Source organism: Bradyrhizobium sp. dw_78 (assembly GCF_018449525.1).
Lineage (GTDB): Bacteria > Pseudomonadota > Alphaproteobacteria > Rhizobiales > Xanthobacteraceae > Bradyrhizobium.
The window spans coordinates 842,285-854,623 of the sequence record NZ_JAAVUS010000001.1; the positions used below are offsets into that span (position 1 = coordinate 842,285).

General features: G+C 64.5%; 8 protein-coding genes. 4 read left to right on the plus strand and 4 right to left on the minus strand.

Going from position 1 to position 12,339, the window contains the following annotated elements:
• Nucleotides 1-105 precede the first annotated feature (105 nt).
• Nucleotides 106-5,121, minus strand: coding sequence for a hypothetical protein (locus HB630_RS03815; RefSeq protein WP_213770148.1), 5,016 nt, complete (start codon nt 5,119-5,121; stop codon nt 106-108).
• A gap of 406 nt (nt 5,122-5,527) precedes the next feature.
• Between HB630_RS03815 and HB630_RS03820 the strand changes: the two genes are divergently transcribed.
• Complete coding sequence (locus tag HB630_RS03820) at nt 5,528-5,905, plus strand: Hpt domain-containing protein (RefSeq protein ID WP_213770149.1); 378 nt, start codon at nt 5,528-5,530, stop codon at nt 5,903-5,905.
• Between the two features lie 143 nt (nt 5,906-6,048).
• Nucleotides 6,049-6,369, plus strand: a complete 321-nt coding sequence (locus HB630_RS03825) for a 2Fe-2S iron-sulfur cluster-binding protein (RefSeq protein WP_213770151.1) — start codon at nt 6,049-6,051, stop codon at nt 6,367-6,369.
• Nucleotides 6,370-6,409: 40 nt separating this feature from the next.
• Here the strand turns inward: HB630_RS03825 and HB630_RS03830 are convergent, their stop codons facing one another.
• Nucleotides 6,410-6,877 (minus strand): thioesterase family protein, encoded by a 468-nt coding sequence (locus HB630_RS03830; protein WP_213770152.1) that lies wholly within the window; start codon nt 6,875-6,877, stop codon nt 6,410-6,412.
• A gap of 226 nt (nt 6,878-7,103) precedes the next feature.
• Between HB630_RS03830 and HB630_RS03835 the strand changes: the two genes are divergently transcribed.
• Together HB630_RS03835 and HB630_RS03840 are read left to right on the plus strand one after the other, a co-directional pair.
• Nucleotides 7,104-8,132 (plus strand): NAD(P)/FAD-dependent oxidoreductase, encoded by a 1,029-nt coding sequence (locus HB630_RS03835; protein ID WP_213770153.1) that lies wholly within the window; start codon nt 7,104-7,106, stop codon nt 8,130-8,132.
• Between the two features lie 180 nt (nt 8,133-8,312).
• A complete protein-coding gene (locus tag HB630_RS03840) occupies nt 8,313-8,879 on the plus strand; it encodes a DUF2147 domain-containing protein (RefSeq protein ID WP_213770154.1) in 567 nt (188 codons plus the stop codon).
• 64 nt (nt 8,880-8,943) lie between these two features.
• On the opposite strand, the gene HB630_RS03845 is transcribed toward HB630_RS03840, so the two are convergent.
• Together HB630_RS03845 and HB630_RS03850 are read right to left on the minus strand one after the other, a co-directional pair.
• Nucleotides 8,944-10,917, minus strand: a complete 1,974-nt coding sequence (locus HB630_RS03845) for a hypothetical protein (protein WP_213770155.1) — start codon at nt 10,915-10,917, stop codon at nt 8,944-8,946.
• 223 nt (nt 10,918-11,140) lie between these two features.
• Nucleotides 11,141-12,241, minus strand: coding sequence for a YbhN family protein (locus tag HB630_RS03850; RefSeq protein ID WP_213770156.1), 1,101 nt, complete (start codon nt 12,239-12,241; stop codon nt 11,141-11,143).
• Nucleotides 12,242-12,339 lie beyond the last annotated feature (98 nt).

Genomic DNA, 12,339 nt, shown 5'->3' on the forward strand with positions numbered 1-12,339 from the left:
TGGGTATCGCTGCGCTCCACCTACCCTACGAGCTGCTGCGATCGTCGAAACAAAAACGGAGGCATTGCTGCCTCCGTTTCCATTCGCTGCTCGCTGTTCGCCGCCTTACCCCAGCCGCCCCGCGGCATGCGCGAGCAGGGTGTAGACCAGCCCGGTCTCGGAGGTGAGGTGGCCGCGCAGCACCTGCGGTCCGCGGTCGTCGCGCGCCACCTCGTCGAGCAGGCGCTCGAACTCGGTGATGTAGCGGTCGACGGTCTGCTTGAAGCTGCGGTCGCTGCGATATTTGCGGGCGACTTCGTCGAACGCTTTCTGGCCGGCCGGCGTGTAGAGCCGCTTGGTGAAGGCCTTGCTCTCACCGCGCTGATAGCGATCCCACATTTCGGCTGCGAGGTTGCGGTCGATCAGCCGCGCAATGTCGTGCGTCAGGGATTCCAGCGGATTGCCGTTGCCGGCCGCCGGTTGCTGCGAACGGCCGCGCGGAATCTCCAGGTTGCCGCCGCCATCGGCGCGGTTCAGGAGTCCGGTGAGCCATCCATCATTGGCTTGGTCCGAACTGGCGGGACTGACCGGCGGCGCTTCGGTGCGGCGGGGGCCGGTCAGGCCGAGATCGGGCGGCGGCAGGGTCGACGCGCTGGTGTTGTTGTCGCGCGCGCGAGGCGGGGGTGGGGTTGGTGCCGGGGCCGAACGCGCCGCCGGGGCCTCGTTGCGGCCGCCGACGGTTGCCAGCAAGGGCTCTTCCTCCCGTTGCGGGGTTGAACGGCCGCCGCTGCTGCCGCTGACCACGTCCAGGCCGCGGCCGTGGCGGGCCACGATCCGGTTGAGCTCGGCCAGCGCCTCGATCTGGTCGACGATGACCTTGCGCATCTGCGAAGTGCTCTCGGCCGCTTCCTGCGGCATTTCCAGCACGCCACGGCGCAACTCGGTGCGGGTGGCTTCCAGTTCGCGCTGCATCTCGGAGGCCATCTGCTTCATGCTGGCGACGACGCTGGCGAACTTGTCGGCCGACTGCTTGAACATCGCGTCGGCTTCCTGCGTGCCCTGATGATAGAGCTGGCTCATGGTGTCGGCGGTCAGCCGGCGTTCCTCCTCGGCGGCCTGGCGGACCGCCTCGAACTGCTGGGTGATCGCCGCGGAGCCCGCGCCCGCGGTTTCCGCCACCACGCGCGCGATATCGCGCGCGCGCTCTTCCGCGGCTGCAAGCGATTCGTCCAGCAGGCCCGTGAACCGCGACAGCCGCTCATCGAGATCGGCGGTCCGCAGATCGATGGTGGCGACCAGCGATTCCAGCGTCGCCTGGCGCTCGGCGACGGAAGCGATGGTGCTGTTGTTGCTTTGCTCGACCGCCGCCGCCGCATCGACCAGAGCCCGGCCATGCGTATCGAACTGGCTGGACAGCGAGCCGAGGTTTTCCAGCACGCCCGAGGTCTTGGTGTTGAAGACGTTCAACTGGTCTTCCAGCTCCTGCGTCGCAACGCCGTTGCGCGAGGTCACGTCGTTCATGGCGGTCACGAAATCGGCGACGCGGGTGACGAGCGCGCGCTCGAGCGAGTTGAGGTTGTCGTGCGCGCCGGTCAGCACTTCCTGCAGCAGGATATTGCCTTCGCGCAGCCGCTCGAACAGCGCGACCGTGTCGGTGCGCAGGATCTTGCTGGTTTCCTGCATCTCGGTTACCGCCGCGATCGATACTTGGCGCGACTGGTCGATGGCCGCCCGCGACGACTGCTCGAGGTCCTTGATCGACTTGCTGACCGCGCCGGTGGCGAACTCGCCGGCCGAGGTGATCGTCCGCGCGACCTCGGATCCGTTGGTCATCATCGATTGCGAGAACGCCTGTCCGCGGGTTTCGATCGACTTCAGCGCTTCCGAGGTAACGCGGTCGATATCGGCCGTGAGCTGACTGGTCCTGTTGGCGAGGGCCTCGACCAGTGTGCCGCGCCTGCCGTCGATGATCTGGCCGAGCCGTTCGGTCTGCTGCTGGACGTAGCTGACGATCTCGTCGGTTTTGCCGGTCATGCTGGAGCCGAAAGTGCCGCTGGCGGCGAGCACCGAACGCTCGATATCCGCCGACGTCGACTTGATCTTCGAGCTGATCTCGTTCGAGGCGGCCGCGAGCACGCTTTGCGCGGTGAGCGCCACGGTCTGGATGTTGTCGGTGGTGCTGGCGGCGATCGTGCCGAGCGAGCGTTCGATATCGACCGAGATCACTTTGATCTGGCTGGCGGCGTCGGACGAACTCGCAATCAGCGAATTCTGCGCCTCCCGCGCGCTGTTCAGGATCGAGGCGGCGGTATCGGTGCCGACCGCTGTCAATGTGCGTTCCACGTCGGCCGCCAGCGACCTGACATGGGTGGCGGCCTCCGACGAGGCGTTGACCAGCGTGCTTTGCGCTTCGCGCGCGCCCGCCGTGATCGACTCGGCGGTCGAGGTGCCGGCGATCGACAGCGAACGCTGTATATCGGCCGCCAGCGACTTGACCTGGCTGGCCGCGTCTGCCGATGCCGTCACCAGGATGCCCTGCGCTTCGCGCGCGCCGGCGACGACCGTACCGGCCGTGGAGGTACCCGCGGCGGAGAGCGTGCGCTCGACGTCGGCGGCCAGCGATTTGATCTGCCCTGTCGTATCCGTGGACGTGGCTATCAAGGTGGCGTGAGCGTCGCGGGCGCTGCCCAGGATCGAACTCGCGGCGCCGATGCCGACGGCGGCGAGGGCGGCTTCGACTTCCGACGACGTCAGCTTCAATTGTGCGCCGACATCGGAGGAGACCGACAGCAGCGACTGCTGGGCCGCGCGCGCGCCGGTCTGGATAGTTTCGCTGGTATTGACCACGAGGTTGGTCAGCGAGCGCTCGGCGTCCTCGACATGCGCCTTGATGCCGGAGGACAATTCCTCGGCGCGCGCCATCAGGCCCTCGCTGGCCAGCCGTCCGCTGCTCTCGACGCGGCCGGCGGCGGCCTCGACCCGCGAGCCGAGAAGATCCTCGAACTGTGCGACGCGCATGTCGATGTCGTTGGCGACCGCGCCGACCTTGCTTTCGATGCCCTGATGGACTTCCTGGAACCGCGCCGTGATGGTGTCGCTCAGGACGGCGCTGCGGCTGTCGATGGTGTCCATGACGTTGGAGATGCGGCGGTCGACGGCTTCCACCGCCTGCGCGGTGCCGTCCGTCAGCGAGGTGGTGAGCCGGGTGAGCCGGACGTCGATCGACTGGATCGCCTGGGTCGCGCCGTCGGTGAGTGACGACGTCAGCGTGCCCAGATGGTGGTCGATGGTCTCGGTCACCGATCTGGCGCGGGTGTCGAAGGTCTGTTCGAGCGATTTGAGGCGGCCGTCGATGGATTCGTCGAACGCGTTGATCCGGGTGTCGAGCGAGGCGTCGAGGTGGGCCACGCTGGTTCCGAGCGTGGTCTCGAACTGGATCAGGCGCTGGTCGAGCGAGGCGGTGATCTCGCCGCCGTTCTGGGCCAGGCGGTTGTCGAAGGTGTCGACATAGGTCTTCAAGCTGTCCGCGATATCCTGCGTGCGCTGGCCCATGCGCTCGACGATCTCGCCGCCGAAGGTTCGGACGGTGCGGTCGAATTCGGAGATGTGGCGGGTGATCAGCGCGCCAAGCGTGCCGCTGTCGCGTGCGAATCTCTCCGCAAGGTCGCCACCCTGGTTCTTCACCAGTTCGTCGAAGGCGTTGATCCGCAGCGCAAGCGTGTCGTGGACGGTTGCGGTCTGGCCGACGACCTTCGCCACCAGCGAATTCACGGTGGCGTCGAGCGCGCTGCTGGCCTTGTCGCCGCTGGTGAGGATGTGGCTCGCGAGACGGTTGCCCGCCTCGTCGATCTTGCCGACGAGATCGCCGCTGCGCAATTCGAGTTCGAGCAGCAGGGAGTCGCCGGAATTCTTCAGGGAGTCGTGGACCTGCTCGGTGCGGTCGGAAATGCCGTCGACGATATTGGAAGAACGCTGTTCGAATTCGCCGATGATGCGGTCGATCCGTTCGTTCAATATGTCGTGGACGCGGTCTGCGAGATCGACGAACTCGTCATGGACGTGCCCAGTCTTGAAATTGAGGCTGGTGGTCAGCCGCTCGCTGGCGTCGAGCACCGCGCGCGTGGTTTCGGAACTGGCTTCCTCGAGGCGGTCGAGCAGGTCGCCGCCGCGCTCGCCGAGCGCCAGGATCATGTTGTCGCCGGCGTTGCTGAGCGCGCTGGTGATGTGGGCACCGCGTTCTTCCAGCGCGCCGGTGATGCTCTTGGCGACTTCGTCGACGCGGGAGGCGATGGCGTCCGAGATCAGCGCGATGTCGTGGCGAAGGTCGATCTGCACGCCGGAAATGGCGCTGCGAACCTGTTCGGCCTGTCCGACGAGATTGTCGCGCTGGTGGGCGATGTCCTGCAACAGCGCGCGGATCCGCACTTCATTGTCGCTATAGGCGCGCTCCAGCGCCGCGACCTCGTTGGCGACCAGGGTCTCGAGTTCGCCGGCGCGCGCGATGGCGCGTTCGACGCCGTCGCCCATCGCCGCGACTTCGCGGCGGATCGCCTGGCCGACCGTCACCATGGAATCGCTGGCCGCGCCCTCGGGCTCCGAAAAGCGGATCGCGACCTGCGCCATCGACTGCGCGATCATCCGCAACTCCTGGCCGCGCCAGGAAATGCTCGCCAGGAAATAGATCAGCAGGATCGGCGCCACGAACAGCGCGGCAAGGCCGGCCAGCGCCAGCACGCCGCCTCCGCCCTGACCGACCACGGCCCTCAGCGAGGGGAGGAAGCCGATGATCAGCACCGCAGCTCCGACGCCCCAGACCGCGGCAAACAGCGTAGCCATCGCGTAGACGCCGCGGGCCGGGTGTCCCTTCTGGATGGCTTGCAGAATCTGGCCGATGGTCTCGCGGTCGTCATTGGCGGCGCGATGGGCGGGGCGCGGTTCTCCGATCGGCTCGAACATCGCCCGGTCGCTACCCGGCCTGGCGTCGAACGCGGGGATACCGAACGCGGACGAATCCGAATTGTTGCTGGTATTGTCGCGGGCCGGATCTCGGTCGGCGGCAGGCGAGTCGATGTTCAGGGCTTCCTGGATGGCAGAAAGCGCGACTTCGGTAGGGTCTTTGACCTTTTTGGGATTGTTCGCCATGTTCAGTCTAGCCCTCGTTGTATTCTTTACGCATCCGGCTGATACCGCACTGCTTTCGCAAGCTCGCTCCGCCGTTCAAGCTCGCGCAGCCGCTCACGCCCCGCGAAACGCAGGCGTAGCCGTCAGTCGGCTTGTTTGCCACATTCTCCAACATCCTATTGGTTGACCGGTGCGAATGAAATGGCTGCGATTAATACAATCTTAATCATCGTTAACAGCCGTGTGCTGTAAGATATTAAAAGTCCACAAAATTTCCGATCGCTTTCGTCCGAAGATGACGATTTTCCGTCAAAAAGAGGGCAAACTTGCGGCAGGTACACGCAACGTTCTGTTAACCATTTCCGTGGTTGGCTGGTGAAAACGCCCTGCTGCCCAAACCGGTCGGCAGGGGAACCGGGTTATCGCCATGCCGCTTCATCTTGAACGGATTGAATGGATGCCATCGCCGCCGCTGGTGCCGGATGACGGCCCGATCGATATCGGACATCTGCAACGGATGACGTTGGGTGACCCGAACCTCGAACGCGAAGTATTGGCCATGTTCTCGGCCCAGTCCGTCAGCCTGATCACCAGCCTTGCTGCGATGCCTTCCGAAGCGACCGCATTGGCGCATACGCTGAAGGGGTCGGCGCGCGCCATCGGCGCCTGCCGCGTGGCCGATGCCGCCGAATCCCTCGAAATCGTGCTGCGCAAAGGCTCCGATTGGTCCGGAGCGCTTGCCGAACTGGAGGACGCCGTCGCCGAGGCGCGGGCGGCGATCGACGCGCTGCTGCGCCGGTCCTGATTCCGGCCGCCCGTCGGTCAAAGGGGACCCTCGCAGGTTTTCTCCATATCCGCTGGTCTAGGCCGGACCGACCCGTTATAGGACAGGTCATCCTGAAGCAGGTTACCCATCCCTTATCTTATCCTCGCTAGCTACGAGCAATCATGGCCAAGATCACCTTTGTCGACCATTCCGGTGCGTCCCGCACCATTGAAGCCGAAAACGGTGCGACCGTGATGGAAGCGGCGATCCGCAACGCGATCCCGGGGATCGAAGCGGAATGCGGCGGGGCCTGCGCCTGCGCGACCTGCCATGTTTACGTCGATGAAGCCTGGCGCGAAAAGGTCGGCGCGCCGTCGCCGATGGAAGAGGATATGCTGGATTTCGGCTTCGATGTGCGGCCGAACTCGCGGCTGTCCTGCCAGATCAAGGTGACCGGCGAACTCGACGGTCTGGTGGTGACGACGCCGGAGCGGCAGGCCTAAGCCTTCATAATAACGAGCCCTTATAAAAGGCCTGAACGCTTTAAAGCGCGGGCTGCGCGACGTCGATCCCGCGGCGCAGCCAGGGCTGGAAATTGCGGATGATCTCCGGCGTCAGCGGCGTCGGCTTCCGCGTCTTCGCGTCGATCAGCACGGTCGCGGCCTGCGCCGATGCGACGCATTTCCCTTCCGAGAACACCACCTGGTCGAATGTCACGGAGGTCCGGCCGAACTTTGCCACCCCGAGTCCCAGTTCGATCGTGCCCGGCCAGCGCAGTTCGGCGCGGAAATGCATGTCGAGGCGCACCATGACCCAGGCCAGCTCCGGCGGCGTCAGGCCGTAGCTGCGGTCCTTCATCAGCGTCACGCGGCCGGTTTCGAAATAGGTCGCATAAACCGCGTTATTGACGTGCTGATTGGGGTCGAGATCGCCGAAGCGTACATTGTCGGTCAGCCGATAGGGAAAATCCTCGAGCCGGGGGGCCATATTGGGGCGGGCTTCTGAATTCACGGGACGGTCTCCGGGTTTGCAATTCTTGAAGCCGAGTTCGCGAACGCCGGCAAGGGCTTGCCGGCATCGCAGGCCACCGATTTATGGCTTTCCTCACGCCGTTGTCTTGAGCTAGACAAGCGAAATTCCGAAATACGCCGAAGGATAACTCCCAAGGATATTTTCCCAGGATATTTGCCGGCGTCATTTGGTGTTGCCGGCGAGGTCCAACCGGAAAGAAGCTGACATGAGCGAAGCGATCAAGACCGATGTGCTGATGATTGGCGCGGGCCCTTGCGGACTGTTTGCCGTTTTCGAACTGGGCCTGCTCGACATGAAAGTGCATCTTGTCGACATCCTCGACAAGATCGGCGGTCAATGCGCGGAGCTCTATCCGGAAAAGCCGATCTACGACATTCCCGGCATTCCCCTGGTCACGGGTCAGGGCCTGACCGACGCGCTGATGGAGCAGATCAAGCCGTTCAATCCGACCTTCCACCTCAACGAAATGGTGGAGACGATCGAGAAGATCGGCGATCCCGCCTTTCGCGTCACCACCGATGCCGGCAAGATATTCGAATGCAAGGTGGTGGTGGTCTCCGCCGGCGGCGGCTCATTCCAGCCGAAGCGGCCGCCGGTGCCGGGTATCGAGGCCTATGAAGGCACGTCGGTGTTTTACGCCGTGCGCAAGATGGACCAGTTCCGCGACAAGGAGATCCTGATCGTCGGCGGCGGCGATTCCGCGCTGGACTGGACGCTCAACCTGCATCCCATCGCCAGGCGCGTGACGCTGCTGCACCGGCGCGACGATTTCCGCGCCGCGCCGCATAGCGTCGAGCAGATGCGCGCGCTGGTGGCCGCCGGAAAAATGGATTTGAAGATCGGCCAGGTGACGGGTCTTGAAGGCGAGGCCGGCCGGCTGAGCGCCGCGCATGTCAAAGGCAACGACAACGCGACAACGAAAGTCAGCTGCGATACCCTGCTGCCGTTCTTCGGACTCACCATGAAGCTCGGGCCGGTCGCGAACTGGGGCATCGCGCTTGAGAACAACCTGGTGCCGGTCGAGACCGCGTCGTTCGAAACCAGCGTGCCCGGCATTTTCGCGATCGGCGATATCAACACCTATCCCGGCAAGCTGAAGCTGATCCTGTCCGGATTCCATGAAGGCGCGCTGATGGCGCAGAAGGCGCACCGTTACGTCTATCCGGACAAGCGGCTGGTGTTTCAGTACACGACATCCTCGTCGAACTTGCAGAAGAAGCTCGGAGTTAACTGACGGCGGACCGCCGTTAGCGGTTGCGGCGATTACGTGGCGAAGATTTGTCGTTGCGACGGGCCTGTGACGCAGGCGGTGGGCCGCGCAACGTGATGTAATAAGTCAATAGTGGAATCGTCCGCGAAATGGCCTTAGTCTGTGGCCATTACGTCACGTGATGCATTGGCCGGGTGAACGAAGATGACTGCTTTATCCAGACTTCGATTGGTATTTTCGGGCGCCGCCGTTTTCGCGGTGGCGCTGGCCTTTGTCGTTCCGGCAAAGGCCGAGGAGCCATCCGCCGCGGGGCTATGGCAGAAGGTCGAGGACGGCAAGCCGGTGGTGTGGGTTCTCGTCGTGGATCATCATGACGGCATCTATGAAGGCGTGATCGCCAGGACCTTTCCGGATGATCCCAACGATATCTGCTCGAAATGCACCGACGACCGCAAGAATGCGCCGGTGCTCGGAATCTCGTTCATCCGCGACATGAAGCGCGACGGATTGAAGTATGAGGACGGCAACGTGCTCGATCCGCGCGACGGCAAGATCTATCATGCCAAGATGAGCGTCAGCGCCGACGGTCAGGAACTCACCATGCGCGGCTATTGGGGCATATCGCTGCTCGGCAAGAACGAGGTCTGGTACCGGCTGCCGGACACGGCGATGGCGCAGCTCGATCCCAATATTGTTGCCAAATATTTCCCGACCCAGGCTGTGGCCATGAAGCCGCCAGCGCCGGCGCCGGTGGCCGCCAAGAAACACTAAGCAAAGAAACATTAAGCAACAAACGCACGTCCGCGCCGGCGTGCGCTGCCGGCGCGGATTTCGTTTATTGCGCGTTAGGCGTTCCGACCACGGGTGAAGCCGGAACGGGCGCGGCCGACATCGGCGACGCCGGCTCCGATGTCACCTCGGGCGGCGGCGCGGCATCGAGGCGAAGCACCGAAGTCACCGCCGGCAATGCCGCGTCCGCCATGGCGGCGTGACCCTCGGCGCTGGGATGCACCGCGCCGCCATAGACCGCCGACAGTACGCCCCATGTCGCGTCGTGGATATCGGAAGGTTGCAGCGCCGACGGCAGGCCTTGCGGGTACGTCATCGCGGCGAAGTAGCTGTCATTGGCGTCGCGGATCCAGCGCGCGCGGGGAAGATAGGTGCGGTATTCGCCCGCGCTACGGCCGCAGACCAGCGGCTGGCTCGCCGCCGCGACGATGTCGGAGACGAAGCTGTTGCCCTTGTCCGAGAAGCACGCCCGGTCGAATTCCGGATCGCTCTCGGCGCGCGCGCAGAATCCGTGATTGGCGAAGACCGGCTGATGGGCGTCGACGAACGTCATGCGATCGCCGGCGGGATTGCGGCACAGGATGCCCGACTGGCACAGCGCCAGCGCCTTCAGTGCCGGCAGGAATTCGTTCTGCACGAAGCCGGACACATGGGCGAGGCGCGCCGGGTCGACATTGAACGACGGATGGATATCGAAGCCCGCGGGTCCGCCGGGGCAGGGCGCGCCGTCGGCGAGCGCCGGATTGGCATAGGATACATAGACGACATGCGAGAGGTCGCCGACCATCGGCTTCAGCGCCTCTCGAAGCCGGGCGAAGCCTCGCGGCAGGTCGCGCTGCAGCTCGATGCGCGAATCGTCGACCGAGCCGATCACGCCGACGCGCGTAAACAGCTCGCGCTCGGTCGGCGCATCGACGATCGTATCGGCGACCAGACCGGAAAAATTGATGTCATTGGCGCCGATCGACAGCAGCACCAGGTCGAGCGGGCGATGCGCGGCGGAGATCGCCGCGCGCAATTCCGGAAGTTGCGCGTTTACCGTGCCGCGGCAGCTCGCGCCGGACTTCGCCGGCGGGCATTCGCGAGCGCGCTGCGAGCCGAACAACCCGTCGGAAATGGTGGCGCCGGTGCAGGCCAGCGGCAGATAGGTCACGGCGACATGCGGATATCGCACGGCAAGCGCCAGTGCGGTGCGTGTCTGGTAGCTGTACAGCGAGCGATGGCAGGGCGAGTTGAACCAGAGCGCGCTCTGGCGTTGCCAGACTTGTAGGAGGTCCGGCGCTTCGCAGGCGCGCCCTCCCTTATAGCCGGCGCGGCTCGGACGGTAATATTGGGCGCTCGCCGACCCCAGATAGGAGCGGAAGCAGAAGCCCTCGTCGGCGAGCGCGACCGGCCGGTCCGGATTGCCTTCACCGGAAGCGACGCTGTCGCCAAGCCCGGCGATGAAGATGTCGCGCACCTCGATCGCAGTGGTCAGGCGCTGCGGCGCGTCCGATCCGCTGCTGACATCAACGGTGACGTTGGTGGCGCGGCCGTAGGCGACGCGGAGATTGATCTGTTCGGCGCAATCGAGCGTCGATTGCTGCGGCGGACCGTCGCCGACGTCGAACGACCAGGCGCAGATCGCGCCGACCGGAACCTGTCCGGCGACGCGAACGGTGATGGGATGATCGATCGGCGTCAGGTAGCTTTCCTTGACGTTGTCGCGTGTGCAGGGCTCGCTGATATGGCCGGTCGTGTCGATACACAGGCGATTGACGGCGTTGCGGGCCCAGCCGCGGCCGTCGCTCTGCAGCTCCAGGGCCTGTTCCGAGGCGAGGATGCTGCCGGCGCGGTCGCTGTCAGTATGCAGCAGGAAATCGCGTTCTTCACGGAACAGGCGGAAGCGGTTGCGGACTTCCCACGAGATCTGCATCGGTGCGTCCGCGCCCTGCGCGGCTGCCCATTCGGCGGGTAGCGTGCCCAACGCGGCCACCAGCAACGCGTACAGGATGATCGAGCGGAGATGAATTCGGATCATGGCGTGTTTGACGTTACGGGTAGGGCGGAAATAAGAGCGGTCAGCGTTTTCGGGGACGGCCGCGAGCGGCCAGAAGGGACGCGGCTTCCGCTTATCGCGAAAGACCACGGCTGGCAGGATGAGTTTGGGTTGCATCGATTTGGCCGTGCTCCGTTCAGCTCGCCCCGGCGGGGATAACGTGAACGTCCGATGCCAGCCACTTTCAACCTAAATTCACGACGCCTCAGCCTTGCGACTTCAGGCGCTTGACCGGCTGGGGTGCGGCGCCGGCAGGGGGCGCAACCGGCTCCGGCCGGCGCACGGTCCTGGAACCGGTAAAGCCTTCATTCAGCCGGCGGCGTTCCTGCCAGGGCTTCACCACATTGAGCCACAGCTCGCGGGTGCCCATGATCGAGATCGCGATGCCGAAGGGAATGACGAAATACAGGATGCGAAACACCACCAGCGTGGCGACCAATTGCTCGCGGCCGAATTCGGGCAATGCCACCAGCATCGCGGCGTCGAACACGCCGAGGCTGCCCGGCGCGTGACTGGCGAAACCGAGCAGCGTCGCCAGGATGAACACCACCGCCAGCGAGATGAAGTCGATATGCGGCTGCTGCGGCATCAACAGATACATCGCCAGCGCGCAGAAGCCGAGATCGACCACGCCGATCAGCATCTGCAGCAGCGTCAGCTTCGCCGATGGCAGCACCACCTTCCAGCCGTTCTGGCCGAGTTCGCGGCGCTCCTTGCCCAGCACCAGCCAGACGAAATAGGCCGCAATGCCGGCGAGGCAGCCGAGCGCGATCAGGCGATTGACCGCCGGCGGCAACAGGTCCATGGCGCCGGCGGCCGACGGGTGCCATGTCAGGCCGAAGCCGAGCACGAGCAGATTGCCGAGCCAGAACGTCAGTCCGGAGAGAAAGCAGATCTTGGCGACATCGATCGCGCTCAGCCCGAAATCCGAATAGATCCGGAAACGAATGGCGCCGCCGGTGAATACGGTAGCCCCGATATTGTGGCCGATCGTGTAGCTGGTGAAGGCCGACATCGCCGCGATGCGATAGGGCACCTGGTTCTTGCCGATGGTCCGCAGCGCAAAGAAATCATAGAAGGTCAGCGTGCAAAACGCCCCGACCACGCAGAGCGCGGCGAGCGTCACGTAATGAGGCTTGGTGTCGGCGAGCGCGGTCAGGATCACGGCGGCATCGACGCCCTTGAGGGTGCGAACCAGCGTCGTGATCGCAAGCGCGATGATGAGGAGGCTCGCGGCGATTCCGAGCCGTTTCCAGCCGATCCGTTCCTTGAAACCGCGCCCCAGCGCGGTCAGCAGTCGATGCATTCATCCTCCCGGCAGGGCGGCAGCAAGTGAAAGTCTTTTCAAGGCGATGGCGCCGCATGGCGGCCAAATCGCTCCGATGTGAAGACCCATAGGGCAAA